The 25,663-nt window shown below is 63.3% G+C and carries 29 protein-coding genes; 11 read left to right on the top strand and 18 right to left on the bottom strand.

All coding sequences use genetic code 11. From position 1 onward, the window contains the following. Together FIU81_RS11385 and FIU81_RS11380 are read right to left on the bottom strand one after the other, a co-directional pair. Positions 1-393 carry a hypothetical protein gene (locus FIU81_RS11385; RefSeq protein WP_124112145.1) on the bottom strand — a complete coding sequence of 131 codons (393 nt, stop codon included), beginning with the start codon at positions 391-393 and terminating at the stop codon, positions 1-3. Then, entirely contained in the window at positions 390-644 is a 255-nt protein-coding gene (locus FIU81_RS11380; RefSeq protein ID WP_124112144.1) for a hypothetical protein, read from the bottom strand. Before FIU81_RS11380 ends, FIU81_RS11385 begins: the two co-directional genes overlap by 4 nt. A gap of 130 nt (positions 645-774) precedes the next feature. Here FIU81_RS11380 and FIU81_RS11375 point away from each other — a divergent pair, with 130 nt between their 5' ends. After that, a complete protein-coding gene (locus FIU81_RS11375) occupies positions 775-1,971 on the top strand; it encodes a PQQ-dependent sugar dehydrogenase (protein ID WP_124112143.1) in 1,197 nt (398 codons plus the stop codon). Positions 1,972-2,080: 109 nt separating this feature from the next. Further along, positions 2,081-2,677, top strand: coding sequence for a YqaA family protein (locus tag FIU81_RS11370; protein WP_124112142.1), 597 nt, complete (start codon positions 2,081-2,083; stop codon positions 2,675-2,677). Positions 2,678-2,767: 90 nt separating this feature from the next. On the opposite strand, the gene FIU81_RS11365 is transcribed toward FIU81_RS11370, so the two are convergent. From FIU81_RS11365 to FIU81_RS11350, 4 genes are all read right to left on the bottom strand, one after another. Further along, positions 2,768-3,196 carry a phasin family protein gene (locus FIU81_RS11365; RefSeq protein ID WP_124112141.1) on the bottom strand — a complete coding sequence of 143 codons (429 nt, stop codon included), beginning with the start codon at positions 3,194-3,196 and terminating at the stop codon, positions 2,768-2,770. Between the two features lie 162 nt (positions 3,197-3,358). Then, entirely contained in the window at positions 3,359-3,676 is a 318-nt protein-coding gene (locus tag FIU81_RS11360; protein ID WP_124112140.1) for a DUF1992 domain-containing protein, read from the bottom strand. Between the two features lie 38 nt (positions 3,677-3,714). Continuing rightward, on the bottom strand, positions 3,715-5,343 hold the full coding sequence (locus FIU81_RS11355; RefSeq protein ID WP_172971463.1) for an ABC transporter substrate-binding protein: 1,629 nt from the start codon (positions 5,341-5,343) through the stop codon (positions 3,715-3,717). Between the two features lie 85 nt (positions 5,344-5,428). Continuing rightward, complete coding sequence (locus tag FIU81_RS11350) at positions 5,429-5,824, bottom strand: cupin domain-containing protein (protein WP_124112138.1); 396 nt, start codon at positions 5,822-5,824, stop codon at positions 5,429-5,431. 119 nt (positions 5,825-5,943) lie between these two features. Here FIU81_RS11350 and FIU81_RS11345 point away from each other — a divergent pair, with 119 nt between their 5' ends. From FIU81_RS11345 to FIU81_RS17065, 5 genes are all read left to right on the top strand, one after another. After that, positions 5,944-7,257, top strand: a complete 1,314-nt coding sequence (locus FIU81_RS11345) for a lipoprotein-releasing ABC transporter permease subunit (protein WP_124112137.1) — start codon at positions 5,944-5,946, stop codon at positions 7,255-7,257. Beyond that, positions 7,250-7,936: an ABC transporter ATP-binding protein gene (locus tag FIU81_RS11340; protein ID WP_124112136.1), complete on the top strand. Its 687-nt coding sequence runs from the start codon at positions 7,250-7,252 to the stop codon at positions 7,934-7,936. The genes FIU81_RS11345 and FIU81_RS11340 overlap by 8 nt, the downstream gene beginning before the upstream one ends. A gap of 352 nt (positions 7,937-8,288) precedes the next feature. After that, entirely contained in the window at positions 8,289-8,555 is a 267-nt protein-coding gene (locus tag FIU81_RS11335; protein WP_124112135.1) for a hypothetical protein, read from the top strand. Between the two features lie 299 nt (positions 8,556-8,854). Further along, positions 8,855-10,333: a calcium-binding protein gene (locus tag FIU81_RS11330; RefSeq protein WP_124112134.1), complete on the top strand. Its 1,479-nt coding sequence runs from the start codon at positions 8,855-8,857 to the stop codon at positions 10,331-10,333. Positions 10,334-10,474: 141 nt separating this feature from the next. Further along, the gene (locus FIU81_RS17065) at positions 10,475-11,521 is read left to right on the top strand and encodes a calcium-binding protein (protein WP_124112133.1); all 1,047 of its coding nucleotides are present in this window, start codon (positions 10,475-10,477) and stop codon (positions 11,519-11,521) included. Here FIU81_RS17065 and FIU81_RS11320 read toward each other — a convergent pair. Continuing rightward, on the bottom strand, positions 11,518-12,510 hold the full coding sequence (locus FIU81_RS11320; RefSeq protein WP_124112132.1) for a TAXI family TRAP transporter solute-binding subunit: 993 nt from the start codon (positions 12,508-12,510) through the stop codon (positions 11,518-11,520). The genes FIU81_RS17065 and FIU81_RS11320 overlap by 4 nt on opposite strands. A 174-nt stretch (positions 12,511-12,684) precedes the next feature. Here FIU81_RS11320 and FIU81_RS11315 point away from each other — a divergent pair, with 174 nt between their 5' ends. From FIU81_RS11315 to FIU81_RS11300, 4 genes are read left to right on the top strand one after another with little or no spacing between them, the layout of a single operon-like run. Beyond that, entirely contained in the window at positions 12,685-13,323 is a 639-nt protein-coding gene (locus FIU81_RS11315) for a paraquat-inducible protein A (protein WP_124112131.1), read from the top strand. Next, a complete protein-coding gene (locus FIU81_RS11310) occupies positions 13,296-13,931 on the top strand; it encodes a paraquat-inducible protein A (protein ID WP_124112130.1) in 636 nt (211 codons plus the stop codon). The genes FIU81_RS11315 and FIU81_RS11310 overlap by 28 nt, the downstream gene beginning before the upstream one ends. Next, on the top strand, positions 13,928-16,747 hold the full coding sequence (locus FIU81_RS11305; RefSeq protein ID WP_124112129.1) for an MlaD family protein: 2,820 nt from the start codon (positions 13,928-13,930) through the stop codon (positions 16,745-16,747). The genes FIU81_RS11310 and FIU81_RS11305 overlap by 4 nt, the downstream gene beginning before the upstream one ends. 4 nt (positions 16,748-16,751) lie before the next feature. Continuing rightward, positions 16,752-17,306 (top strand): membrane integrity-associated transporter subunit PqiC, encoded by a 555-nt coding sequence (locus FIU81_RS11300; RefSeq protein ID WP_124112128.1) that lies wholly within the window; start codon positions 16,752-16,754, stop codon positions 17,304-17,306. 12 nt (positions 17,307-17,318) lie between these two features. On the opposite strand, the gene FIU81_RS11295 is transcribed toward FIU81_RS11300, so the two are convergent. The 11 genes from FIU81_RS11295 to FIU81_RS11245 form a co-directional block, all read right to left on the bottom strand. Beyond that, entirely contained in the window at positions 17,319-18,239 is a 921-nt protein-coding gene (locus tag FIU81_RS11295; protein WP_124112127.1) for a carbohydrate kinase family protein, read from the bottom strand. A gap of 13 nt (positions 18,240-18,252) precedes the next feature. Next, entirely contained in the window at positions 18,253-18,816 is a 564-nt protein-coding gene (locus FIU81_RS11290; protein ID WP_124112126.1) for a hypothetical protein, read from the bottom strand. 3 nt (positions 18,817-18,819) lie between these two features. Next, positions 18,820-19,218, bottom strand: coding sequence for a hypothetical protein (locus tag FIU81_RS11285; protein ID WP_124112125.1), 399 nt, complete (start codon positions 19,216-19,218; stop codon positions 18,820-18,822). After that, positions 19,208-20,287 (bottom strand): TFIIB-type zinc finger domain-containing protein, encoded by a 1,080-nt coding sequence (locus FIU81_RS11280; protein WP_124112124.1) that lies wholly within the window; start codon positions 20,285-20,287, stop codon positions 19,208-19,210. The genes FIU81_RS11285 and FIU81_RS11280 overlap by 11 nt, the downstream gene beginning before the upstream one ends. 3 nt (positions 20,288-20,290) lie before the next feature. Then, complete coding sequence (locus tag FIU81_RS11275) at positions 20,291-20,845, bottom strand: cytochrome b/b6 domain-containing protein (protein ID WP_124112172.1); 555 nt, start codon at positions 20,843-20,845, stop codon at positions 20,291-20,293. Positions 20,846-20,878: 33 nt separating this feature from the next. Further along, the gene (locus FIU81_RS11270) at positions 20,879-21,217 is read right to left on the bottom strand and encodes a GFA family protein (protein WP_124112123.1); all 339 of its coding nucleotides are present in this window, start codon (positions 21,215-21,217) and stop codon (positions 20,879-20,881) included. Further along, complete coding sequence (locus FIU81_RS11265) at positions 21,214-22,305, bottom strand: SPFH domain-containing protein (RefSeq protein WP_124112122.1); 1,092 nt, start codon at positions 22,303-22,305, stop codon at positions 21,214-21,216. The genes FIU81_RS11270 and FIU81_RS11265 overlap by 4 nt, the downstream gene beginning before the upstream one ends. 120 nt (positions 22,306-22,425) lie before the next feature. Next, positions 22,426-23,379 carry a DUF2927 domain-containing protein gene (locus tag FIU81_RS11260; protein WP_254695903.1) on the bottom strand — a complete coding sequence of 318 codons (954 nt, stop codon included), beginning with the start codon at positions 23,377-23,379 and terminating at the stop codon, positions 22,426-22,428. A gap of 1 nt (position 23,380) precedes the next feature. Further along, complete coding sequence (locus tag FIU81_RS11255; RefSeq protein WP_124112121.1) at positions 23,381-24,529, bottom strand: toxic anion resistance protein; 1,149 nt, start codon at positions 24,527-24,529, stop codon at positions 23,381-23,383. Further along, entirely contained in the window at positions 24,526-25,407 is an 882-nt protein-coding gene (locus FIU81_RS11250; RefSeq protein ID WP_124112120.1) for a 5-bromo-4-chloroindolyl phosphate hydrolysis family protein, read from the bottom strand. Before FIU81_RS11250 ends, FIU81_RS11255 begins: the two co-directional genes overlap by 4 nt. Next, positions 25,407-25,610, bottom strand: a complete 204-nt coding sequence (locus FIU81_RS11245) for a hypothetical protein (RefSeq protein ID WP_124112119.1) — start codon at positions 25,608-25,610, stop codon at positions 25,407-25,409. Before FIU81_RS11245 ends, FIU81_RS11250 begins: the two co-directional genes overlap by 1 nt. Between the last annotated feature and the right edge of the window lie 53 nt (positions 25,611-25,663).

Here is a 25,663-nt window from a genome sequence, read left to right as displayed (position 1 = left end):
CTAGTCGTGAATTGGGTTCTCTGTCTCGTCCATCGGTGACAACGAGAACCCTGCCTTGCGACCGCTCAACATGACCATCTGGCCCGGCGCGAAGGCGGGGACGCGGTCGAAGGTGTCAGAGCCGGGGATTTCGCCGTGGTCGGTCAGGCATACCGGAAACGCGTCAATCTCTGTGTCGGGCTGCGCGGCTGTTGCCGAGAAAAGGCGCAGATGTTCGTCTGGCGTAACCACCCTGAAGAAGCCTTCTTGCGCATCCTCGACAATGACGAACAAGGTCGGGCCAGGGGCGCCACCGGGATCGGCGGCGAGTGCGGCCAGCCACCACGGCGGGGGTAAGGGGATGGCGCCGCGCGGGCCGACGCGGACGGCATAGCTTCCGGCGAAATGACTCATGCCATGTCGGCCATCTTCAGGATCAGGTCGCGCTTGTCCATGTCCATCGCGCCCTTGATCCCGGCGTCTTTCGCAGCTTGGTAGACCTCTTGCCGGGTCATGCCCAGCCACTTGGCCAGATCATCATCGACCGGACCGTCGAGTCCTTCGATCAATTCATCCTTGGTCATGTCGTTATGTCCGCCCAGCTCCCGCACAGAGCCAAGGTCGCGCAGGGCATCTTTCGACAGGGTCTTCAATTCAGTCGGCATGGCCACTCCTTTCGAGCTCCCGGCATCAACGCCCCGAAAGCGGCGCGGGTTGCCGCGACGATCCGACCCGGAACGGGTCACGCGGCCGCGCGTTTCAAAATCAACCAAACCTAAGAAAAGCGAGCCTGTCATGACCCGCCTGACCCTTCTTGCCCTCACCACCGCCTTAGCCGCGCCTGCCGCAGCTCAAGTCGATCAAGGCCCCAAAAACGTGCCCCAGTTCGAGCCGGCCTTCGACAATCAGACCCGCGCGCCCGCGGTCGAAACGACGCCCGCCCCGAACGTCGAGGTCGTGACCGATGGTTTGACGCACCCTTGGGGGATCGAGGTCATGCCGGACGGTTCCTATCTGGTGACCGAACGGGCCGGGACCTTGCGCATGGTCACGCGCGACGGCGAGAAGATGGAGCCGATCAGCGGCGTGCCAGAGGTTCTGGCGCGCGGGCAGGGCGGTCTTCTGGATGTGGCGCTTGCGCCCGATTTTGAAGAGACGCGCGAGATCTTCCTGACCTACGCCAAGCCACTGCAAGAGGGTCAGAACGGCACCGCCGCCGCCCGTGCGGTATTGTCAGAGGATGGCACACAGCTAACGGATGTGCAGGACATCTTCGTCCAGACGCCCCCTGCCGTGCCGCCAAAGCACTTCGGCAGCCGCATCGTGCTGGATGACGATTACGCTTATATCACAACCGGTGAGCATTCATCGGACGAAACCCGTGTCTTCGCGCAGGACCTCGATAAGACCTACGGCAAGATCATCCGCGTCACCCACGATGGCACTGTGCCCGACGACAATCCCTTCGTGAATCAAGAGGGCGCGCGTCCCGAGATCTGGTCCACCGGCCACCGCAATATTCAGGGTGCCGACATTCACCCTGAAACCGGACAACTCTGGGGGCTGGAGCATGGTCCCAAGGGCGGTGATGAACTGAACCTGATCACTGCCGGCGAAAACTACGGCTGGCCCGTGGTCAGCTACGGTCGCCGCTACAATGGCCCGCTGATCGGATCGGGCGAGCCGCGCGCCGAAGGTTTCACCGAGCCGCGCTACTACTGGGACCCCGTCATCGCGCCCGGTGGTTTCGTCTTCTACGATGGCGAGATGTTTCCCGAATGGCAGGGTGATGTGCTGGCATCCTCCCTGAACCCTGGCGGGTTGGTGCGTCTGACGATGGACGGCGATACTGTCACGGGTGAAGAGCGTCTGGTCACCGACCGGGGCCGTATCCGCGATGTAGAGGTTGATCAGAACGGCGCGATCCTCCTGCTGACAGACAAGGCAAACGGAGAAATCCTGCGCGTCACGAACCCCGATACCTCCAGCTGACGGGTGCCGACCGTTAAGGACACCAAGGCCCGCGCCACTCCGGCGCGGGCTTTTTTACATTCAGGGGCACCGCTTCGGAACCGGTGCGCCAAGCTGCCGGTTGGACAAGGTGACACAGGCAACCGATACCGAACCCGAGACCCAGGCAAGCTGGACAGAACGTCTGGCCCGACACCGCACGGGTCTTGCGGCACTCTCCTTCGCCGAAAGCACGGTGTTGCCGATCCCGCTTGAAACGATCATCGCCCCTTTGATGATCGGCCACCCCAAACGTTCGATAACCATCGCGGTCTCGATCTGGTTGGGATGCCTTTTTGGGGCGTCGTTGTTCTACTTGCTCGGGTTATGGCTGCGCGATCCGGTTGTCTTGCCGATCATCGAATGGCTGAGCTTCGGGCCGGAATTCGAAGACCTTCAAGGCGAGCTGGATGGGGACGGTTTGTTCTGGACCGTGTTCCTTGTGTCCTTCTCGCCAGCACCAATGCAGCTGGCAACGCTGGGTGCCGGGGCTGTGGGCGGGAATTTCCTGATGTTCTTCGCCGCCATCGCAGTCAGCCGGGGCGTTCGTTATTTTGGTCTGGCACTCTTGGCGCAGCTTCTTGGCGAACGGATCGAGAAGTTGAACATCCCAAAGCGCAAGCTGGTGCCGATCATGGCCATCGTACTGGCCTGCGGATACCTGATCTATCGGTTGCTGCCGATCTGACTTTCTGCCTCACGCGACCGGCCGCACACGAAAAAAAGGCGGGCCGTGATGGGCCCGCCTTCGCTATCGTGCATGGACATCTTTCGACGTTCAGGCGGCTTTCTTGGCGGCGGATTCTGCCTTGTTGGTGGCGCGCTCGGCGTTCTCGCTCGCTTGGTCCGTCATCGTCTTGCCAGCGTCTTGCGCAACTTCAGCCGCTTCGAATGCGGTCTGCTTGGACACTGCAGAGAACGACTCGATAGTACGGCGAGCCAGCTCCATCTGCTTTTGCATGAAGTCGCTGTAAACGCGGCTATATTCGGACGGCTCTTCGCGGACCTGAGCGACGTCGCGGATGTTCGAGAAGCTTTCGTTGGCGGTCTCATGCGCAATGTCGACCGAACGTTGACCGGCTTCGACCATCATGGTCGTCACGCGCTCGTTCATCTCGGCCCAGGTCTTGAAGACGTTCTGATAATTCTGCGGATCGAACATGCTCTGCATATCGTTCGCGGCGGCTTTGTTGGATTGCTTGGCCATGGAATTAACCCCTTAATGGATACTGTGTGTCTTTCGTCTTCAACACATGTCGTGCTGCAGCGCCGAAATACAAGATGCTGCAGCGCAGAATAAAATGGGAATCACGCATAGCGTGTGAAGATAGGCGGTAAGTCGCTCGACCACCTAGAAGCTGGGGCGGTCTCAGCGCCCCCGGGTGGCATCCGTCACGGCGCGCTCGATCTCTATCCGGCGGCGCATGTCGGTCTCTGCGATCTCGGTCAGAAGCGCGCGGCGGCGGTCGCGGTCGCTTTCGTCGCGCAGCGCGACGCGAAGATCTTCGAGCTTTCGGATCAGGATGACGACCGGGGGCGTGTAGCCGCTGGTCTGCAGGGATTTCGGCACAACCGGATCACCGGCTTTGAACGGCAGGGGTTTCCCCGCGCCCGGCAAGTCGTCGAAAGCGCCGTCTTCCATGGCGCTTTCGATCCGTTCGTTGGCAAGTTGTTCGAAAAAGTGCATCGCAGACAAAATCGGCCCCCGCAGGGGCCGATGCAAGATCAGGAGACGACGAAACCCAACTCATAGGGATGGATCTCGAACGCCGGGTGCTGTTCGGCCCCGACCACGTTCGCCGCAAAGTGACGGTAGGTCGAGCGCCAGTAGGGCTGCGTGATGACGCCCTCATCGCGTAGGATGGTTTCCAGCTGACCCATGACCTCGGCGCGCCCATCCGCGTCGCCGATGCCCTGCGCCTGTTCCAGCAAGCTGTCGAACTCGGCGTTGTCGAAGCCGGTTTCGTTCCACGGCACGCCCGACTTGTAGGCCAGCGACAGAAGCTGGATGCCCAAGGGGCGGTGGCCCCAGTCGGTGGCCGAGAACGGATAGGTCGTCCAGTTGGTCCAGAAGGTCGAGCCGGGCACGACCGTGCGGTTCACCGTCATCCCGGCATCGCGCAGCATCGCCGCCATCGCGTCACAGGTGTTCTTGCGCCAATCGTCATCGAGCGAGATCAGTTCGAACGCGTGGTCAGTCTGGCCAGCTTCTTCCAGCAAGGCCATCGCCTGTTCCGCGTCGTATTCGGACGGGCCGATATCGGCGTAGTCGGGATGGATCGGCGCGACGTGGTGGTTCGCTGCCACTTGGCCACGGCCGGAATTGCCGAGTTCCAGAAGCGTATCGTTGTCGGTTGCCAGTTGCAGCGCCCGCCGCACCCGCACGTCGCCGTAGGGCTCGACCGTCTGGTTCACCCGGATGACCACGGTGCCGGAGGTGACGGACTCGGACCGGGTCCAGTCCAGCGTGTCGAACAGGTCGATGAACTCGCCTACGGTCTCGTAGACCATGTCGACCTCGCCCGAGTCTGCGGCGGCGAACCAGCTGGCGGGATCGGTGCCGAAGTCGATGAACTCGATCCGCTCCAGCGTTGCGGGGCCGTACACCTCTTCGCCCCACCACTGGTGGTCCGGGCGCTTCTCGATCGCGGCGCGGATGCCGACTTCATACTCCACCGGCATGTAGGCCCCCGTGCCCTTGGCATTCAGCGGATCGCCGTCGAAGTCCTGCGGGACAATGGCAGCGGTATAGTCGCTGAAAGTCGCGATCAGCGTCACGTCCGGGAAGGACAGCGCCAGCGTCACGGTTGTATCGTCGTCCACCGTGATCGCGCCCTCGCGGGCCTGACCGGTGGCCTCGTCGATCAGTGACGAAAATCGCGCGGCCATCGAGTTGCCTTCGACGGTGGAGTCGCACCAGCGGGTCAGGTTGAACGCCACATCTTCGGCGGTGAACGGTGTGCCATCGGACCATGTCACGCCGGGGCGGACGTTCAGGGTGTAGCCCGTGGCGTCGTCGCTGATGTCCCAGCTTTCCAAGAGCATCGGCGTCAGCGCGCCGTCACGCTCGTACTTCACGAGATACTCCAGCCAGCCACGGGTCACGTTCGACATCTGCGGCCAGTCGTAGCTGCGGGGATCCTTCAGCGCGCGCACGTCTTGTTGAATGCGCAGCGTGCCACCATCCTGCCGTTCTTGCGCGCGCGCGGGCGTCGCCATCAAGCCCAGCAAGGCGTAGGCCGACGATGCCGTCAGGCCAAGCGCTGTGGCGCGGGTCAAGAATTCGCGGCGGGAAAGTGCGCCCGAGGCGACCTCTCCAGCCAGTTGGCGGGCATGGGGATGAATGGTCGTCATTGTGCTCTCCGGTGTCACGCAGGTTGGTGAAAAGAGATAGAAGGCATAGCCCCCACGACCAGCAAAAGCGCCGTATTGACGCGGCCTAGCCGAGGTAATCGGCGTCCGAAACGGCTTCTTCCCAATGTGCGGTGCCGATCTCGTCCCGCTCGCCGATGGCGATATGGGTCATCTGGGATGTGTCAGTCGCGCCGTGCCAATGGCGCACACCCGCGGGGATCACGACCACGTCACCGGGCGCGATCTCTTGCTTCGCGTCGCCATCCTTTTGCACCCACCCGTTGCCATCCGTCACCACCAGCGTCTGACCGTAGGGGTGCGTATGCCAGTTCGTGCGCCCGCCCGGTGAGAACCGCACGGACAGTACGCCCGTGCGGCCCGGTGCCTCGTGTTTCGACAGGTTCGACATGTAAACCTCTCCGGTGAAATACTCCGGGTCTGCCGGGCCTTCGTTTCGAACCGCGCCGCGCTTGATTTCCATGCCATCCTCACCCTTCTTTGTTTTCTTAAATACTCCAATCCCACCCCGCGCCAAGAGCGCGCCGCTTGACCCTGCGCGCGTCCTCCCCCAAGTCACGCCGAACCTTAGGAGAGCCTCCCATGGCGAACCCCGCCCCGTTTTCCCGCTTCGAGTGGATGATCGCCTGGCGCTACCTGCGTGCCAAGCGCGCAGAGGGCGGCGTGTCCGTGATGACATGGATCAGCCTTGTCGGCATCACGCTGGCCGTTTTCGCACTGATCGCGACTCTGGCGGTGCGGTCCGGTTTCCGGGCAGAGTTCATCGACACCATTCTTGGCGCGAACGCCCACGTCACGATTTACTCCACCGCCTATTTCGACGGGGCAGGGGCGGGAACGCGCAACATTCCCGACTACGCCGAGATGGCCGAACGCATCGCCACGGTGCCCGGCGTCGTCCGCGCCGCTCCGCTGGTGAAAGGGCAGGTGATGGCGTCGGCGAATGGCAACACCTCCGGGATCGAAGTTCATGGCATCCGCGCCGAAGACCTGAACACCGTACCGCGCATCGTCGACCCCCTAGAAAGCCAAGGCACACTGGCCGACTTCGGCGGCGGTGGCGGGGAAGATGGCGCTTCGCCCGCGACCATCGCCATCGGATCGGGTGTGGCGCGTGAGCTGGGTGTGGGGATCGGCGAGGTGATCCGCCTGATCTCTCCCGACGGGGCGCGCACGCCCTTCGGCACCACGCCGCGCGTGTCGAACTATGAAGTCGTCTACATCTTTACCGCCGGTCGCTACGACATCGACCGCACCCGCATTTACCTGCCGTTCGCCGAGGCGCAGACCTATTTCAACGCCGAAGGCACCGCGACAGAGATAGAGGTGATGCTTGACGACCCCGAAGAGGTCGCCCGCTACGAGATCCCGATCCTGCAGGCCGCCGGGCCCGAGGCCGTGCTGTGGTCGTGGCGCGATGCGTCGGGGTCATTCCTGCGCGCGCTGGATATCGAGGACAACGTGATGTTCGTGATCCTGTCGGTACTGGTGCTGATCGCGTCCATGAACATCGTGTCCGGCCTGATCATGCTGGTGAAGAACAAGGGTCGTGACATCGGCATCCTGCGCACCGTCGGGCTGACCGAAGGCTCTGTGCTGCGCATCTTCTTCATCTGTGGCTCTTTGACGGGCATCATCGGCACCGCGCTGGGCGTCATCCTTGGCGTGGCCTTCGCGGTCTGGATCGATCCGATCTTTTCGGCGGTGAACTACCTGTCAGGGGGCGGAGCGTGGGATCCCTCGATCCGGGGCATCTACGCGCTGCCCGCCAAGCTGCAATGGGGCGATGTGCTGTCTGCCGTGATCCTGTCGCTGTCGCTGTCGTTCATTGTGACGATCTTCCCGGCCCGCCGCGCCGCACGCATGAACCCGGTGGAGGCGCTGCGCTATGAGTGATGCGGCCCTGAAGCTCGACGCCATCCACAAAGGCTACAACCACAACACGCCCAAGGAGGTGCAGGTGCTGCGCGGCATCGACCTGACTGTGGTGCCCGGTGAAATCGTCGCCATGGTCGCACCCTCCGGTGCGGGCAAATCCACGCTGCTGCATATCGCGGGGCTGTTGGACTCGGCGGATACGGGGCGCGTGTATCTGGGCGGCGAGGACATGACCGATCTGGGCGACCGTCGCCGCACGCAGGCGCGGCGCAATCAGGTGGGCTTCGTCTACCAGTTCCACCACCTGCTGCCCGAGTTCACCGCCGCCGAGAATATCGTTTTGCCGCAACTGGCCGAAGGCATCGCGCAGGACGTGGCCGAGGCGCGGGCGACCGAGCTTCTGGGGATCGTTGGCGTCGGGCACCGCGCCGATCACCGCCCCAGCGCGTTATCCGGTGGCGAGCAGCAGCGCGTCGCCGTGTGCCGCGCGCTTGCCAATAGTCCGCGGCTGTTGCTCGCAGACGAGCCGACCGGCAACCTTGATCCCGAGACGTCCGACACCGTATTCGATGCGTTGGTCAAACTGGTGCGCGAAACCGGCCTCGCGGCGCTTGTCGCGACGCACAATCTGGACCTCGCCAGTCGGATGGACCGCCGCGTGCGCCTGATCGACGGGACCGTGCAAGCGGTCGACTAACGATCGGCGTAGATTGCGAAACGCGTTGGGTCCTTGCGAATTGTTCCCGGCAGTCATTTCCTTCTCGCCGGGCGGATGTTCGGGGAGACCCAAACCATGGGTCTGTTACTGCGTGGTACGGCCTTGTTCGTCTTTCGGCAGGGCCGTCCGATGGGAAGGAAAGGATAGAGGCATCCGTTGATGCCGACGACCCGATCCCGCGACTGCCTCCTCTACGTCAGATCCCGATCCTGCTCTGACCCGGCGTTCCGCGCCCACCGATGAAGCCGCGCTGAAAGGGATCGCTGTCGCGAAGGTGCTGCCGAACAGCAAAGGAGACGAGATTACGTGCAGTGTCGGGGATGACAACACGATGATCGGCAAAGCCGTCGACGATGTTCTGAACGGCGGTGTAGAAAACGGTGCGATGGATAGGGGTACGTGTGACGTCTATTCTGTTCTGACACAGGGCGATCAGGCTGCCAGTCGTGCGGGTAGCGACTTCTTCGAGGTGTGCAAGCGCGGCAGCGCCGACATCACCAATCCCATCGATGATGCTGGCTTTGCGCTGGGTAAAGATATGATCCGGATCACCTTGAATGTTGGGCGGAAGCTAAATCCGTTCCGCAACGTGTCTTAACGGCCGAGAGGTGATGGAAGATGGCGTCGTTTCGACGCTGGCGACCGATCAGGGAGCTCTGCAGTTCTGGCGGTCAGGCCCGCTGGTGGATGAAGACATCTCTGTCTGCCCCGATCGGCGTGGCTCGGTCTGATGGCTATTTTCCCATTCTCAGGCAGCATTGCACATCCCGAGGACGACAATCTTTGCCTTAGCCCTTGACTGATCCGGATTGGGCAACCCCCCCTACATACATTTGCCAAGTCCTTGAAATCTGCCTACCTTCACTCCGGGGTAACTTTCTTCTTGGGGTTTGGATCATGCTGCTACCACTTCTTTTGATCGGGGGCGTCCTTGGCCTCGGCTTCCTGCTGTTCGACGATGGGGGCAGCGATGATGACGATTCCAACGACAACAATAACGTCGATGGAGCGACGAACGGCGGCAATGGTGCAGACATGCTGGACGGCACCGACGGCGACGACTCGCTCTACGGAAACAACGGCAGCGATACGCTGACGGGTTTTGCCGGCAATGATTTGCTGGGCGGTGGTCAGGGTGCGGACTCGCTCTTCGGTAACGAAGGTGACGACAGCCTGTTCGGTGGAGCGGGTCAGGACTTCCTGGGCGGGGGCGTCGGCAACGACGAACTGGTCGGCGGTCAAGGCGACGACACGCTGGCCGGTCTTGCGGGCGATGACTTCCTTGATGGCAGCCTCGGCAGCGACTCGGTCACCGGCAACGATGGAAATGACACGCTGATCGGTTTCAACGGAAGTGACACGCTGGTTGGCAACGCGGGCAACGATCTTCTGGACGGCGGCTTCGGCGGCGACAGCATGAGCGGCGGCGCGGATGACGACACCCTTCTTGGCGGTGGCGGCACCGACGAGCTTAACGGGAGCGCGGGCGATGACCTTATGTCCGGCGGCAACAACGCCGATACCCTTCAGGGGGCCGAGGGCAGCGACACATTGTTCGGCGACACGGGCGATGACGTCTTGTTCGGAGGCCTGGACGATGACGCCCTGTATGGCGGCACCGGCAGCGATACGCTGGGCGGCGCGGTCGGTGAAGACCTGCTGTACGGCGACGACGGTGACGATCAGCTTTCGGGCGGCGTGGATGCGGATACGCTGTACGGTGGCGCGGGCGCGGACGCCCTGTCCGGCAACGACGGCGACGACGTTCTGAGCGGCGGATCCGTCTTGGCACCGGGCGTCGGTGGTGCGCCGAGCGATGCGGACCTGTCCGATGCGGCGTCCGACACACTGGATGGCGGCACCGGCAACGATCACCTGATCCTGACGCAGGGCGATCAGGCCACCGGCGGCGAAGGCACGGATACGTTCGAGGTCTTCGAGCGGGATGGCATCGAGACCGCCACCCAGATCCAGGTGACGGACTTCAATGCGGGTTCGGACGTGCTTCGCGTGACCTATGATGCAGGCACCACACCGGCCCCGACCGCTGCGGACTACGTTGGATCGCAGACTGTCACCGATGACGGTGTGGTCGTCGCGCTAGACAATGGGCAGCAGATCCTGCTGGCCGGTCTGACAGAGACGCTGACCGAGGACGACTTCGAGGTTCTGGAAGAGACGCGAAATGGCTCGGTCGATGCACCTGCTTTGATGGAGTCTCCTGATGCTGGCGCTGCCGGGATCGGCGGCGGAGGTGGGTCCGATGATAACGGCGATGGCGTTACGCCTCCTGACGGCGGAGACGACACCCCTTCGGATGACACAGAAGACGATACACCAGTGGTGGATGATGGCGATCCGCTTACAGCGTCCTGATCCGAAACACACTTATCCAGCGGGCGGACCTTCGGGCCCGCCCGTTTTCGATTGCAACAGGCATTTTTTCCAGTTTTGCATATTGTAAGTCCTTAAAAATAAGCGCTTTTCTCGATTAATGAATCACTTGGGGTAGGTGAAATGATTGGGATTCTATTGTTGCTGGGCAGTGCCTTGGCGATCGGGTCGTTCGCGGGCGGCGGCGACGATGACAACGGGTCTTCTGGCGGTGCCAATGGACCGGATGATACCGGCGATCTGAACGTCGTTCAGGGCGCCACCAACGGGGCCGACGACCTGGTCGGGACCAACCGGGGCGACCTCATCGACGCCCTTGGCGGCGCAGACACCGTTCAGGGCGGCAATGGGTCGGACGCCATCTTCGGTCGCGGTGGAAACGACGATCTGGCTGGTGGCGCCGGCGACGATCTGCTGACCGGGGATCAGGGCAACGACGTGCTGCGCGGCGGGTCCGGGTTCGATGTGCTGGTCGGGGGCACCGGGGACGACGTGATTTACGGTGGTCCGGACGGAGACCTGATTGATGGGTCCGAAGGCAACGACTTCGCCAGTGGCGGAGGGGGCGACGACCTGATGGAAGGTGGTGGTGGCCAAGACACGCTGGAAGGCGGACGTGGCAACGACTCTATCGGCGGCGGCGACGGCAGCGATACGATCGACGGGTTTGAGGGAACTGACTTTCTATTCGGAGAGAACGGCAGCGACTCCATCCAAGGCGGCGCGGGCGCAGACGCCTTGTTCGGCGGTGGCGATATCGAGGCCTTGCTGACGGAACCGGTCACCGAAGCGCAGTTCGTCGCCGCATTGGAAGACGGCGCCGTAGACACGCTGGACGGCGGCGCGGGTGCCGACGTTCTGGCCCTTGGCGCGGGCGATATCGTGACGGGTGGCTCCGGAGCGGACGGATTCCTTCTCGACGTTGGCATCGTGCCCGAGACCCAGTCAGCCGTGACGCGGATCACGGACTTCACCGAAGGCGAGGACTTCATCACCATCGACTACGGGACCGGGTCCAATGTCAGCGTGACGCCGGAAGACATCGCCGCGCGTCAGACCCTGACGGACGACGGCGTGCTACTGTCCTTCGATGCGGGCGAAAGCCAATCCGTTTTGATCGAAGGGCTGACGCAAGTGCTGGACGCGAACAGCTTCCGTATCAACAACTAGGGTCTGGCCTTTGCGGCCTGATCTTCCAGCAACCCGGCTTCGATGTAGTAACGTCGGGCGTCGGGGTGCAGGGGGGCCGTCAGACTGTCTGCCACCATTCGTTCGGGGTCCAGATTTTCGAACGCGGCATGTAGCTCGCGAAACTGGGCGAGATCGTCAAAGACGGAAGATACGACGGCGTAGACCATATCATCAGATGCGTCTGCGGTCGTGACCAGCGTGGCGTCGATAGAGAACGTCTCTACGTCCGTATCGGTGCCACGATAGAGTGATCCCGGAACCACGCCGACCGAATAGAGCGGATTTTCCTTGGCCAAGGCGTCGCGCCCATCTCCTGCCACCGGGATGATGGTGCTGTCGCAGTCAGATGTGGCCTCTAGGATCGCGCCGGACGGATGGCCGACCATGTAGATCATCGCGTCGATCTCATCCGCGCAGAGGGCAGCTGCAGAGTCGGCGGCGGGAATGTCCGTCAGCGCCGCGAAGTCTTCTTCCGTCCAGCCCATCTGGTCCAGCAGCAAGCGGGTGGTGGCCCGTTGTCCCGACCCCGGCGCGCCGGCGTTCACGCGCTTGCCGCGCAGGTCGTCGAAGGACGCGATCTCCGACCCCGCGCGCACGACGACGGTGTAGAACTCCGGGTGGATCGAGAAGACGGACCGCAAGTCCGTCATCGGGCCATCGTCCTGAAAGGCGGATGTGCCGTCGAACGCGTGGCCCTGCCAGTCTGCCTGCACCACGGCGAAATCAACATCGCGGTCGGCCAAGGCGCGCAGGTTCGCCACAGATCCGGCGGTCGAAGTCAGGGCGCATCGCACCCGATGCTTGACCCGGCGCGCATTCACCGACAGGCAGATCGCCCCGCCAGCCGGGAAGTAGACGCCGGTGACGCCGCCTGTCGCGATGATCATCGTCTGCGATTGCTGCGCCCAGCTTGCGCCCGCGATCACACTGGCCAGTGCCGCACTAAAGACGGCAGTCGTATGCTTCATTTCGTAGTCCCCCCAAAACTATCGTGGCGCGCTAGGGTGATGCTTGCAAGTGACGGACCATGGGCCCTGTCAGAGGTGTGACTGGGCCGCACTGGTATCCGACAGGAATACCTTTATCATAATCTAAACATTACGTGCCTTTGCCCGGCATGTTCGCGGGGATCCCGAACGCTTATGACGCTTGCCGAACCGACCGACGCCGATCTGGAGAACCTGATCGCCTGTCCGCAGTGCGACGCGCTTTACCATGCGCGGATGCCGCAGAACGGGGCGAAGATGGTGTGCAAGCGCTGCCACCACACGCTGATCGCGGACAAGCGGAACGCCTATGCGCGCTCGATCGCCTTGGCGCTGACGGTCGTGGTGCTGATGGTCGGGGCAGTGTTTTTTCCCTTCTTGGGTGTGAACGTCGCGGGTTTTTCCAACAAGGCGTCGGTGATCGACACGGCTCTGACGTTTCTCGACGGTGGTTTCATGGTGGCCCTGTCGGTCTTCGTGATCGCCTTCATCATCGCGGTGCCGGTCATACGCGCGCTACTGATCGTTTACGTGGTGGCACCGCTGATGCAGAACCGAAGGCCTGCGCGACACGCGCGTCGCGCCTTCCGACTGGCCGAGGACCTGCGCCCGTGGTCCATGGCGGAAATATTCATCATCGGCGTGGCCGTGGCGCTGGTGAAGGTGGCCGATCTTGCGAAGGTCGAGTTCGGCCCAGCTTTCTGGATGTTCGCGCTGCTGGTCGTGATCGTCGTTGTTTTGGACGGAACTCTTGACAGGTGGAGCATATGGACAGCTCTGGATCGCAGATCCTGACCGCACGACAGGCAGGCCTTGTGGCCTGTACGCGATGCGCGAAGGTCTGGCCGATGGGCCAATCCGAGTGCGCGCGCTGTGGCACTCAGCTGCAATCGCGCGACTGGGGGTCGATCCAGCGCGTCTGGGCCTGGCTGATCGTGGGCATCATCTGCTACATCCCGGCGAACCTGTTTCCGATGCTGAAAACGCAGATCCTGTTCAACTCCTCCGATGACACGATCATCGCGGGCGCGGTCGAGCTTGCGACGCACGGCAACCTTGGCGTGGCGATGATCATCCTGATCGCGTCGGTTGCCATCCCCATGGGGAAGTTCGCGGCCATCGCCTATCTGGCGATCTCGGTCCAACGCTCTGCCGTCATGCGTCCGAAGTCGCGGCATAAACTGTATCACATGGTCGAGTTTATCGGTCGCTGGTCCATGATCGACGTCTTCGTCGTTGCGATCCTGTCGGCATTGGTGCAACTCAATTTCGCGGCGTCCATCCGTCCCGGTCCCGCGGCCATTACTTTCGCGCTTTCGGTGATATTCACCATGTTCGCAGCGATCAGCTTCGACTCGCGCATGATCTGGGACAATGAAGGCCGGGGGCCGAAGAACGCATGAGCGATGAGAACACCAATGGGGTCGCCGAGCCCGAAACCGTGGAAGCCAAGCGCGGTCTGCTGTCACGCATTTCCATCGTCTGGCTGATCCCGCTTCTCGCGCTGCTGATCTCTTTGGGTGCCGCTTATCGCAACTATGCCGACCAAGGCGTGCTGATCGAGATCACGTTCGAGGATGCATCCGGCGTGCGCGCCGACGAAACCCAGTTGCGCTACCGCGATGTTGTCGTCGGGCTGGTGGAAGAGGTGCGGTTCTCTGATGGACTGGAGTCGGTCATAGTCGCCGTGCGCGTCGATCAAGAGGTCGCGCAGTTCATCGACACTGACGCCAAGTTCTGGGTTGTCCGCCCTGAGGTGTCGGCCCAAGGCATTTCCGGTCTCGATACGGTTCTCAGCGGCGTTTACCTTATGGGCAGTTGGGATGGCGAAGTGGCCACTGCCGTGACCGAGTTCGAAGGCCTGACCCGCGCCCCCCTGATCACGAATGGCGTCGACGGTGTAACGTTCACCTTGCGCGCTCCCAATGTCGCGGGCCTGAGTGAGAACGCTCCGATCAGCTATCGCGGTATCACCGTGGGTCGCGTGGGTAATCTGCGCCTTGCCGATGATGGCGTGTCCGTTCTGGCAGACGGTTTCGTACGCGAGCCCGAGGCGCGGCTCATCAACAGTGCCACGCGTTTTTGGGACACATCAGGCTTCAACTTCAGCCTTGGCGCGTCCGGCGCGCAGTTCAACGTGGACAGCATCGCCAGCCTTGTGTCCGGCGGCGTATCCTTCGCAACCACCGTATCGGGCGGCGAGGAACTGGGAGAGAACCCGTCCTTCCGCCTGTTCGGCGACGAAGATTCGGCCCGTTCGTCGGTGTTCGAAGCCGGGGCAGGCGGCGAGCCTGTCAACTTCACGGTCATCTTCGAAGACTCCGTTCCCGGTCTGGAAGTCGGCGCGGATGTGGAATTCGCTGGTATCATCGTCGGTCGCGTCGCTGGCCTGACGGGCGTTCTGGACGAAGAGACCTTTGGCGACCGTGGTGTGCGCCTTTTAGTGACGCTGGAACTGGAACCCGGCTCGATGGGGCTAGAGGCGGACGCAGGCCAAGAAGACGTGCTAGATTTCTTGCAATTCGCCGTCGAGAACGGATTGCGCGCGCAGTTGCAATCGGCGTCCCTGCTGGGGGGGCTTCAGGTCACGCTGGCGCAGATGGATGATCCCGAGCCTGCGACGATCGACGCAAACGCCGAGCCGTTCCCCCGCATTCCGTCGATTGCCGCGGACCTGACGGACTTCGCAGACACGGCAGAGGGCGTGTTCAACCGCGTGAACAACCTGCCCATCGAAGAGCTGCTGAATAACGCGATCCTCGTCATGCAGGGCGTCACCAACCTTCTGAACGACGAAGGTGTGACCGAAACCCCGTCCGAGGTTCTGGCGCTGTTGTCCGATGTGCGCTCGCTGGTGAACTCTGAAGGCATACAGGAAATTCCCGTGCAGGTCGGCGATACGATGTCGGCGCTGACCGATACCGCAGGTCAGCTGAACGATGTGGTGACGCGACTGAACGAGGCGGGGGCCGTGACGGCCCTGGTCGACGCGCTGAACGCCGCCGAAATTGCCGCCAATTCCGTGTTCGAAACGATGGAAGAGGGTCCCGAAACGGTCGAGGCGATCAACGCCACGCTGGCCGAGACGGAAGAGCTGATCGCCACGTTCAACGAGTTGCCGCTGGTCGACCTTGTTACCGAAGTCGAAGGATCGGTCGAGGCGCTGCGCACCTTGCTGGCCTCTGACGCGACGCAGGGGCTGACGGGCGATGTGTCGACGCTGCTGACCGAAGTGGAAGGCTTGATATCCGACGTACGTGCGTCCGGTCTTGTCGAAACGGCAGAGGCGACGCTGGTGCAGCTGCAGGCCACCGTTACCGACATTCAGGCGCAGGCACAGCCGATCCTGTCGGAACTCGCCGAAGCCGCCGCGACCACGAACACCCGCCTGCCGGGTCTTCTGGACAACGTGGATCTTCTGACCGCCAACCTGACGACGGTTACGCAGAACATTTCCGAAGTGCCGCTGGATCAGGCTGTGAACAACATCAATTCGCTGGTCGTCTCGCTGGATACGCTGGTGTCGAACGAAGAGTTGAACGCTTTGCCTGCCGATGTGCAGCGCACGATTCAGGACCTGCAGCTTGTCTTTGCGGCGCTGACGGAACCGAATGGTGTGTTGGACAACGCGAATTCGTTGGTCACCGATGCGGGCGCTGCGGTGAACGACATCAACGCCGCCCTGACCACCGCATTGGCGGACATCCAGATCGCCGCACGTGATGTTGCCGAAGCGACCGACGTGGCGCCCGAGATCGCGGATCGCGCCAAGCGCGTGGCCGACCAGATCGAACTGCTGGTGAACGACGTGGCCGACCTTCCGATTCAGGAAATCGGCGAACGGACCAGTTCCTTGCTGGCCTCTGCCGATACCCTGATCTCATCGCCCGATACACAGCGTGTGCCGGGTGCCCTGTCCAACGCGCTGGAAGAGGTGCAGCGATTGCTGATCCAGGTGCAAGAGGGCGGGTTGATCGAAAATGCCAACGCCACGCTGGCGTCCGTGCGTCGCAGTGCCGACCAGATCCCGACGCTTCTGAACAGCGTGGGCGGGTTGCTGACGCAGACCGGCACAGTGATCGAAGGTTACGACCAGCGCGGCGCGCTTGGCTCTGAAGTGCAGGCCACCCTGCGCGATATCCAAAGCGCCGCCAGCTCTATCGACAGTCTCGCGCGTCAAATCGAACGCAATCCCAACTCGCTGCTATTCGGACGGTAAACACATGCACAAACTCGCCGCTGCCACGGCCCTGACCCTGCTCGCCGCCTGCGGTGGGACGCCCCTGCGCTTCGACGCGCCGGTGGCCCAATCCGAAACCAAGATCCCCGTTTCCGTGGGATCGGTAGAGGTCCGTGACGTGTCCCTGCCGCTCTATGCCAGCCAAGAAGTCATCTTCTTCGAGGACGAGACCGGCGCGCTTGTCAGCGACGACAACCTCCTCTGGGCCGACGATCCTGAGCGCGCCATCACCGAAGGCCTGGCGCTGGCGCTGGCGGCACAGACACGCGCTACAGTGGCCGCCGAGCCGTGGCCCTTCTTCGACCGCCCCGATGCGCAAGTTGACGTGCGCATCAGCCGTGCGTTGCCTGGGCGCGATGGCATCTACCGCATGGACGGTCAGTATTTCGTGGGCTCGCCGCAGGGCACCAGCGGCGAGCGCGCGCGTCGCTTCTCGCTGCAGACGCCGTTCCAGACCCTTGCCCCGTCCTCTATCGCGGCGGCACGGGCGAAATTGACGGCCGATCTGGCCGACCTGATTGCGCGGGACGGGCTGTAAGCCCGTCGTTACTCAGCCCAATTCAGCCCGCGTCGGAGGGTTCGCTCCGGCGCGGCTGACGGTGACAGCCGCCGCTCGTGCGCCAAGGTCCAGCGCGTCGCGCACCACGTCTTCGGACAGCGCCCGCACGCCATCATTTGTGAGCACGCCCGCGTCCGATAGCGACGCAAGAACGCCCGCGTTGAAGGTGTCTCCCGCGCCGACCGTATCGACAACGGTCACGCGCTGCGACGGAACGGTCACCTCGAAGTTGCGCGTCAGACCAAGCACGCCTTCAACGCCTTTGGTCAGACAGACAAGCGACGGTCCACGCTCCAACAGTGCGCGCGCCCGGTCTTCCAGCGATCCGTCGTCCATCAGCCAATGCAGATCCTCGTCCGAGACTTTCACGATGTCCGACCGTTCAATCATGCGCCAGATCCGGGCGCGGTAGCGGTCCGGGTCGCGGATGAAGCCGGGGCGGATGTTGGGGTCGATCATCATCGGCATGGTCGGGGCCAGCTTGGCCGACAGGGCGTCGTAAGTGTCGCCGCAAGGTTCGACCGGTAGCGAGATACCACCGAAAAAGCAGGCCTCTGCGTTGACGGTATCCGGCAGATCGGCCTCTGACAGCATCCGTCCGGCGGTGTTCTCATCATAGAACGCGTATTGCGCCTGTCCGTTCGTCAGCGTCACGAAGGCCAGCGTGGTGGGCCGATCAGAGCGGTGGGCCAGTGACATATCCACCCCATCCGCCTGCATCGCCGCGACGATTTGCTGCCCGAACAGGTCGGTGGATAGACCCGAGAAAAACCCCGTGTCCGCACCCAATCGCGACAGCGCGCGGGCGGTGTTCAGAACGGCCCCGCCCACCAAAGGGGCGAATGCAGGTTCTCCCTCCATGCTCTGCCGCGGCAGCATGTCGATCAGGGCTTCACCAGCGCATAGGATCATGGGAACTCCGGCATCAGATTATGTCTGTTAGCGCCATCAAGTAGTAGAACGTGCAGGCGCTGACCAGAGCGGCGATCATCATCCAGAACCGAAAGCGCGACAATGGCCTCTGTCCTACCACAGTGCCGTTCTGGCCATGCACGGCGACATGATAGACCTGTCCGCGCCATCGGTAAGCAGACAGCCAGATGGGCATCAGGAACAGGCCGCAGTGATCGACCCGAATGCCGCTGCGAAAGCTGGGAGCTTTGCTCAGTTCCGGTCGCGGTGCGGCTTCTTCGACCCTGCCACGGTTCAAGCCCAGAACACGTGCGCGGGCCGTGCCATAGGACAGGCTGGCGATCTCGGCCAACGTGCCCGATAAACGTGCGGGACCGTAGGGTGCAGCGGTCGACAGGTCCCAGCCCGACAGCGCCCGCCTGACGTAGCTGGGCAGGGTGTCCGAACCTTCGACCAAGGCATCCATCGGCTCTCTGTGTTCCCAGCGCGTGGGCGGCGGCCAGTCCGCATCGGTATCAACCCAAACGGTTTTTTTGGCGAAGACCCTGACCTGTTCGGCACGAAGCTCTCCGATCATCTTTTAATAGGGCAGGTACATCCCATGCAGCGCATCGCCCGACAGCGCGGATCTGCGCAGACCGGCAGGGGCGAGCCACTGCTTGGACAGCCAGTGACGGATTTGGGCGCGCGCCTGCGTCTCGGTCACCGCGAAAGGCACGACGAAATCGGGTTCCGGGTGCCGGTCCTGTGTGGCTAGAACGGTGAAGGGGCTGGCGCAGAAGGGGCAAGCGGCGGCCATGATCTGCGGGTTGACCGCGATACGCGCGCCGCAGGCGGCACAGCCCCGCGCGGTGGTGACCTCCATCCCTTCGGGCAGGTGGCGCGTCGCGCAGTGGGTGCATCGGATGGTGTCATGGCCCGGATCGATCGCCAGCGTGCCGCCACACGATGGGCAGGGGCTGAGGGTCTCAACGTCCACCGAAATAAGCCCCGATTCCCGCTACGATCAGAGCGACCAACACGGCAAAAGCGATCTTCCATTTGGAGTAGGGCCGTTCGCCGGTCACGCGGCCGGTCTGCGCGTTCACCACGACGCGGTAGCTTTTGCCGCCGTATGTGAAGGCGGCCAGCCATAGGGGCAGCAGGATGTGCTTGAACGTCACATCGGTCACTTGCGTCTGGATCGCGTCGATGCGCTGGCGGTCGCCGCCGATGTCCATGCGCACGTCGCGCTGAATCGCGGCATCCATCTTGGCGCGCGCGATCTCTCGCCCGTCTTCCAGCGGTATCCCGTAGCCCTCTGCCCGGAAGCCCGCCAGAAAATCGGGGGAGTAGGGCACAAGGTCACTCATGTGCCACGGCTCTAGCGCGTCGACCGTTGCGCCGGGAAGCGATTTTGAGGCCAGTACCAGCACGTCGTCGAAATCCCGCGCAACGGTGCCGGAGGCGGGCGACCAGCGGATCGTGGTGTCGGAGTGCATCTTGCCGTCCGCCCCGCGCCGGGTGGTCCGGTGGATACGTCCCCGCATACCCCGATACCGAGAGCGGGTGCGCGCGTCGAACGTCCAGTAGGGCAGGTAGACGCCCGTCATCCGACGCCCCTTGCGGGCATAGCGGGTCAGGCCATTCGGCGCGAACCACAGGCCCTTCAGCCAGTCGGCCAAAGCGGAATGCGCGGCATCCTCGGCAACCCGGAAACGGATCAGCCCGGCGGGCTTGATGTGGCGGTGAATGCCGGTGTCCGTCACCACGGGCGTCGCGCAGAACGGGCAATCGGTGGCGTGGATGTCGGCGTCGAACTCGACCTCTGCGCCGCAGTTCGGGCAGCGCGAAACGCGCGTCTCTTCCATCTGCGCGTCTGGCAAGCGTTTGGCAACGGCGGCGGCGAAGTCCAGTTCCTGGATCGCGTCGGGGGCCGCGATGATCGACGTCGCTTCTTCATGCCCGCAGAAGTCGCAGGTCAGCGCGCCCGTTTGCGGGGAAAACCGCAGGTCCGCGCCGCAGTTGGGGCAGGGGAAACGATGATCGAGGGGTGGTTCGGCGCTCATGCGCTACAGATAGCGGTGCAGCGCCTTCGGGGCCATGATCCGCAACGCATTGTCTCGCAGTTTCCAGTGCCGCCAGATGTGAAACAGCGCGTGGACCAAGGCGATGACGCCGAGCGTGTAGTACTCGAACGTATGAAACTTTCCGATCCAGTAATTCAGCGTCGGCATGTCCATGGGCGGAGCGATCGGCAAGAAGCCGCCCGCTTTCAGCATGCGGTCAGAGGTCAGCCCTAGCAGAAAGCCCGACAGGGCCACGAAGAACAGACCCCAGATCAGCGTCAGGTGCAGCGTGCGGTGCAGGATGCGCCCCCAGCGGGGCAGCTTGGGGCCGGGGCGTCCCGCCAGCCCGCGGCGCAGGTAGTCGGCGTACCAGATCAGGATGCCGGTAACGAAAATCAACGCCAGGATCGAATGGAACTGGAACGCGCGGGGGCCAAACGGCACGACCACGTCGGGTGTGATGAACAGGAACCAGATGAACAGCGGGATCATGAACAGATGCAACGCGCGCAACCATGTGCGGCGGGCAGGCAAGCGTTTGTAAAGCGATCCGGTCATGGTTTCAGGCACGGTCATTCGGGCGAATTAGTTTCACTTGGCCCCGTCCCAAAGCGGATCGCCTGTCAGCGGAATACCGGCACGTAGCTTTTCGGGAAAGAGCAGCATGTGAACGCCCATGACCGACATATCCCCGCCGCGCGGTTGCCAGCAGATCAGGGTGCCGCAGGTCGCGCAGCGGCGGAAATCGATCCTGTGTGCGGCGCGCGTATATCCGTGCGTCTGTCCCGTGACGGTGACATTTGCGGGCTTGAAGTAGGACCATTGCGCGCCGATCTGGCGGCAGTAGCCGCAGGGGCAGGCATTGATGCGGTTCGGCGCTTTCGCAAGCCGCACTGCCACGCCGCCGCAATCGCAATGGCCTTCGATCATGCGCTCGGCGGGGGCGGCGGCATCACCGTGAACAGACGCGTCAGATCGGGCACGTCCTCTGCCCGCATCCAGCCGTCCTGTCCTTGCGTCCAGACAAGGCTGTCGCGGGTCAGGTCGCCGTCGGTCGCCATACGTCCAAGCCGTGCGGTGGAGAACGGGCCAGTCGTCGCGCCATCCTTGGCGATATGCCAGACATGCTCTACCGGCGGCGGCGGAGGCGGTGCGGCAGGTCGCTGGCCCCATGGCCCCATGGTCATGCCCCCCATCTGCATCCCCATGCCCGCACCGAAACCCGTGCCCAACGCGGCACCGGCGGTGGAGCCCTCGGCCGTCAAAGCCTCTGCCGCCTGATACTGTGTGAACCGACCCAGATCGCCGACGACCCCCATGGAGGTGCGCTTGTCCAGCGCTGCCTCGACCGCTGCGGGCAGCGAGATGTTTTCGATATAGAGTTCGGGGATCGACAGGCCGTAGGCGGCGACCGTCTTGCTGATCTCACTGGCGATCAGCTTGCCCAGATCGGCGGTGTTGGCGGCCATGTCGAGCACCGGGATGCCGCTGGCGGCCAGCGTGCGGGACGCCTCTTGTACGATGACGTTGCGAATTTGAAAGGTAATTTCATCGGCGGTGAACTCACCGTCGGTGCCCACGATCTCTGTCAGGAACAGCGCGGGATCGGCGACCTTGACGGCGTAGGTGCCGAAGGCGCGCACGCGGGTGGGACCGAACTCCGGATCGCGGAGCATGACCGGATTTTTGGTGCCCCACTTCAGATCGGTGAAGCGCGTCGTGTTGACGAAATAGATTTCCGATTTGAAGGGCGAGCGGAAGCCGTGGTCCCAGTGCTGGAGGGTCGTCAGGATCGGCAGGTTGTTCGTCTCCAGCAGGTAGAGGCCGGGGGTGAAGACATCGGCCAACTGGCCTTCGTGCACGAAGACGGCGGCCTGTCCTTCGCGGACGGTCAGCTTGGCACCGTACTTGATCTCATGCCCGTGACGTTCGAACCGCCAGACCATGCGGTCCTGCCGGTCATCGGTCCAGTGGATGACGTCGATGAACTGACCCGAAAGGAAGTCGAAGATGGACATGGGCGGCTCCGGTTAGTCGTGCGCCGCCCTTATAGCGGGTGTGTCGCGGTTTGCTAAGCACGGATCGAGGCTCTGCCTCGAACTCCGAGATATTTCAGGAACGATGAAGCAGGGCCGCGATCAGCTTGGGCCGCCTATGATCTCTGCCGCGATGCGCCGCACGATGGGGGTGGCGGCGGTCAGGGACATGCCGGGGGTCAGGCGGGGATCATAAAGGATGCGCAGAAGCTGCTCATCCATGGTTGTCAGCAACGCGAATTCCTCGTCATCGTTGAAGATGGACGGGCGCGCGCGGGGGCTGTCGTTGGCAAGGCCGAGGCCTTGGGCGACTTCCTCGTGGATGCAGGACAGGCGCAGAAGGTCGGGATGCTCGGCGCGGATTAGCGCGACGGCACGGTTGTACTGGCCGTTGTCGCCCGCATCGATGGCGAAGACGATGCAGTAGCTGGAGCGGGGAAGGTTCAGAACAGACGACAGTTCGGTGTCCGACAAGCCGGGGGCCAAGCGACGCAACGCAGGACCAAGGGCGCGGCGTTCCTGTTCGTTTACGATGTAAACGATGAAGTTGCCCCCCGACGCGGTCGTCCCGACGGGGTGGTTTGTCGCGCGCGCTAGACGGCGGGCGAAGGCGGTCACGTCGTTGCCGTCGCGGGTGCGCTGGGCCTGCGGAACGCTATCTCCGAAGCGGGTTTCGATCCGCACCGGGGCGGTCCAGCGGTGCAGCTGCGATTCCGTTTCCTGTGCGACGAGCACACCTGATCCGGCGGCGTATTCCTCATAAAATGCCAACCGCAGGAAGGTGTCGGCCAGCCGATCTGCGTCGTAGGGTGTATCGGGGCCACCACCGTCGCGGCGCAGAAGGCCGCGGGTCAGCAGACGCTCTTCGACCTGCGCGTAGAAGGCCGAAAGCGCCGCGCTATCGGGCCCGCGCGTCGGCGGACGTGGCGGCAGCGGCGCTGTCATCGCCATAGGCTGTTCGGGCCGAGGCTGTGGTACGGGCACCGGCTCGACCGGCTGGCGCTGGGCGCAGGACGCCAGCAGCGCCAGCGTTAAAAGGGCGAAGGCTGTGCGCAAGTCAGCCCTGCGCCGGAACGTGCTTGCGGGATTTCGCGGCGGCCAGCGTGTCCTTCAGCTCGGCCTCCATTTTCTGCAACTCACCTTCGGCCTGATTGCGTGCGGCCTTGCCCTGATCGGCGATCTGCAGCGATTCCTCGATGGTGGCGATCAGCTCTGCATTGGCCTGCTTCACAGCGTCGATGTCGAACACGCCACGCTCCACCTGCGTGCGGACCTTCGCATTGGCTTCGCGGAGGTTCTTGGCGTTCGAGGTCAGCAGATCGTTGGTCAGGTCGTTGGCCGACTTTACCGCATCCGCGGCGTCTTCAGAGCGCTGGATCGTGACGGCCTGCGCCAACTGCGTTTCCCACAGCGGCACGGTGTTCACGAGTGTGGAGTTGATCTTCATCACCAGCGATTTGTCGTTCTCCTGCACCAGCCGGATCGAGGGCAGGGACTGCATCGTTACCTGCCGCGTCAGGCGCAGATCATGGACGCGGCGTTCCAGATCGTCGCGGGCGGCGCGCAGGTCGCGCAGCTGCTGGCTGTCGATGACATCGTCGCCCTGACCATCGGTGGCCTTGGCCTCCAGCGCGGGGATATCTTCGGCATCCAGGCGGCGCAGCTTTTCCTCTCCGGCGGCAATGTACAGCGCCAGCTCGTCGTAGAAGGCGAGGGTCTTTTCATAGAGCAGGTCCAGCGACTTCACGTCTTTCAGCAGCTGATGCTCGTGGGCGTGAAGCTGGGTGGTGATGTCGTCGATCTGGGCCTGCACGTCTTCGTACTTTGCCATGAACTTGCTGATGGGGGCGGCGCGGCCAAGGATGCGGTCGAAGAAGGTGCGCTTGCGGCTGAGGTCAAGCTCGGACACGGAAAAGCCGCGCAGGGCAGAGACCATGCCACGCAGGCTGTCACCGGCGGGCCCGATGTCCTTGTTCTTCACGTCCTTCAGCATCGACTGGCTGATCTGCTGCAGCTCTTCCTGCGCAGCCGACCCGAACCCGATGATAGAGCCGGTGTCGTCCATCTGGATCTGCGCCATGCGCTGTTCGATGGCGGCGCGCGTGTCGCCGGTGGACTGATCGTAGTCCGTCACTTCGTTGGCGGGCTGCGGCGTGCCCGTGACGGCTTCGATCTCTGCTGTCAGGTCGGTCTTGGTATCGGTCATCGGTTCTTGTCCCCCAGGTCATCGCTCGCCATGGCCAGACCCTCTCGGTCCAGCCGTTCGCGCAGCACCTCGATCTCGACGTCAAGATCAGAGCGGTCGTCAAGCAGCATCGTCTCTGTACGCCGTGCAAAGCCTTGTTCAAGGTCGTTGAGCAGCGTCATGAACTCAGTCCGCGCTGTTTTTGCATCGCTGCGGGCGGCCAAGGCGGCGTATTTCTGCGCAGCGTCCTTTGCACCCAGCAGATAAACGCCGAGCCATCGACGCGCCTGCGCCAGATCGCGGGGGTCTTGTTCGACCCGCCGGAACAGACCGCGCGCGGTTTCGGCGAAACTGTCGGTGCGGATCAGAAGCGGGCGGTCGCCGGTGCCTGCGATGGCGGTGCGCATGTCCGCCAAATGGCGCTCGGCTTCGTCAACGGCAGCCGCCACACGCTCGGACTGCCACGCCGGTGCGCCGCCGGGCATCTTGTTGCGCAAGGGGTCTATGCCGAAGGCGGCCACGTGCAAAGCGGTGCCGAGGATGGCGAGGATGATGCCGCCACCGAGAGATGGCAGCCCCGCCAGTAGAAGGCCCGCGCCGGTCAGCGCGGCACCCAGCATCTTGCGCGGGATCGCGGGGCGGCGGGCTGTGGTGCGGGCGTCGTAGGCGTCGTGGGCCTTCAGACCTTCGCGCGTCAGGTAGGCCGCCCCCATCAGGGTGAAGAACGCGGCCAGATCGAACGCAAGCCCCGCCGGGTTCTGACCGAATGCGGTGAACAGCAGCGGGATCGGCGCGATATACAGGGCGTTCGCGCGCGCGCCAACCCGGCTGCGGCGCTTGCGGGACCAATCGGTCTTTGCGGCACCGGGGGAATGCGCGCCGCCGAAGCGTTGGGCCATCAGCCAGCCCCCCAGATCGCGGCATAGAAAATCAGCGCGCAGAGAAGCACGAAAGACAGGCGTTGCATGGGCGTTTCTCCAAGCGGTCGTGGTCCGGTCGCGGCGCGCACCGATTGTGCCGTGCGGCCAACGGCGCGCACGGCCAGAGACAGCAGCGCCACCGCAATGGCAGCTACGAGTGCGGTCAGCAAAAGACGTGGCATGGCAGGCCCCCGGACAGTCGCATCCGATATAGGGGCGCGCCGGGACAGACGCT

Origin of the sequence: Palleronia sp. THAF1, assembly GCF_009363795.1 — a bacterium.
GTDB lineage: Bacteria > Pseudomonadota > Alphaproteobacteria > Rhodobacterales > Rhodobacteraceae > Palleronia.
This window is presented reverse-complemented; position numbering and strand designations above follow the sequence as displayed.

Coding starts and splice junctions, on each gene's coding strand:
- FIU81_RS11385 (WP_124112145.1), bottom strand. CDS start 393: ATGAGTCATTTCGCCGGAAGCTATGCCGTCCGCGTCGGCCCGCGCGGC.
- FIU81_RS11380 (WP_124112144.1), bottom strand. CDS start 644: ATGCCGACTGAATTGAAGACCCTGTCGAAAGATGCCCTGCGCGACCTT.
- FIU81_RS11375 (WP_124112143.1), top strand. CDS start 775: ATGACCCGCCTGACCCTTCTTGCCCTCACCACCGCCTTAGCCGCGCCT.
- FIU81_RS11365 (WP_124112141.1), bottom strand. CDS start 3,196: ATGGCCAAGCAATCCAACAAAGCCGCCGCGAACGATATGCAGAGCATG.
- FIU81_RS11360 (WP_124112140.1), bottom strand. CDS start 3,676: ATGCACTTTTTCGAACAACTTGCCAACGAACGGATCGAAAGCGCCATG.
- FIU81_RS11355 (WP_172971463.1), bottom strand. CDS start 5,343: ATGACGACCATTCATCCCCATGCCCGCCAACTGGCTGGAGAGGTCGCC.
- FIU81_RS11350 (WP_124112138.1), bottom strand. CDS start 5,824: ATGGAAATCAAGCGCGGCGCGGTTCGAAACGAAGGCCCGGCAGACCCG.
- FIU81_RS11345 (WP_124112137.1), top strand. CDS start 5,944: ATGGCGAACCCCGCCCCGTTTTCCCGCTTCGAGTGGATGATCGCCTGG.
- FIU81_RS11340 (WP_124112136.1), top strand. CDS start 7,250: ATGAGTGATGCGGCCCTGAAGCTCGACGCCATCCACAAAGGCTACAAC.
- FIU81_RS11335 (WP_124112135.1), top strand. CDS start 8,289: ATGATCGGCAAAGCCGTCGACGATGTTCTGAACGGCGGTGTAGAAAAC.
- FIU81_RS11330 (WP_124112134.1), top strand. CDS start 8,855: ATGCTGCTACCACTTCTTTTGATCGGGGGCGTCCTTGGCCTCGGCTTC.
- FIU81_RS17065 (WP_124112133.1), top strand. CDS start 10,475: ATGATTGGGATTCTATTGTTGCTGGGCAGTGCCTTGGCGATCGGGTCG.
- FIU81_RS11320 (WP_124112132.1), bottom strand. CDS start 12,510: ATGAAGCATACGACTGCCGTCTTTAGTGCGGCACTGGCCAGTGTGATC.
- FIU81_RS11315 (WP_124112131.1), top strand. CDS start 12,685: ATGACGCTTGCCGAACCGACCGACGCCGATCTGGAGAACCTGATCGCC.
- FIU81_RS11310 (WP_124112130.1), top strand. CDS start 13,296: ATGGACAGCTCTGGATCGCAGATCCTGACCGCACGACAGGCAGGCCTT.
- FIU81_RS11305 (WP_124112129.1), top strand. CDS start 13,928: ATGAGCGATGAGAACACCAATGGGGTCGCCGAGCCCGAAACCGTGGAA.
- FIU81_RS11300 (WP_124112128.1), top strand. CDS start 16,752: ATGCACAAACTCGCCGCTGCCACGGCCCTGACCCTGCTCGCCGCCTGC.
- FIU81_RS11295 (WP_124112127.1), bottom strand. CDS start 18,239: ATGATCCTATGCGCTGGTGAAGCCCTGATCGACATGCTGCCGCGGCAG.
- FIU81_RS11290 (WP_124112126.1), bottom strand. CDS start 18,816: ATGATCGGAGAGCTTCGTGCCGAACAGGTCAGGGTCTTCGCCAAAAAA.
- FIU81_RS11280 (WP_124112124.1), bottom strand. CDS start 20,287: ATGAGCGCCGAACCACCCCTCGATCATCGTTTCCCCTGCCCCAACTGC.
- FIU81_RS11275 (WP_124112172.1), bottom strand. CDS start 20,845: ATGACCGGATCGCTTTACAAACGCTTGCCTGCCCGCCGCACATGGTTG.
- FIU81_RS11270 (WP_124112123.1), bottom strand. CDS start 21,217: ATGATCGAAGGCCATTGCGATTGCGGCGGCGTGGCAGTGCGGCTTGCG.
- FIU81_RS11265 (WP_124112122.1), bottom strand. CDS start 22,305: ATGTCCATCTTCGACTTCCTTTCGGGTCAGTTCATCGACGTCATCCAC.
- FIU81_RS11255 (WP_124112121.1), bottom strand. CDS start 24,529: ATGACCGATACCAAGACCGACCTGACAGCAGAGATCGAAGCCGTCACG.
- FIU81_RS11250 (WP_124112120.1), bottom strand. CDS start 25,407: ATGGCCCAACGCTTCGGCGGCGCGCATTCCCCCGGTGCCGCAAAGACC.
- FIU81_RS11245 (WP_124112119.1), bottom strand. CDS start 25,610: ATGCCACGTCTTTTGCTGACCGCACTCGTAGCTGCCATTGCGGTGGCG.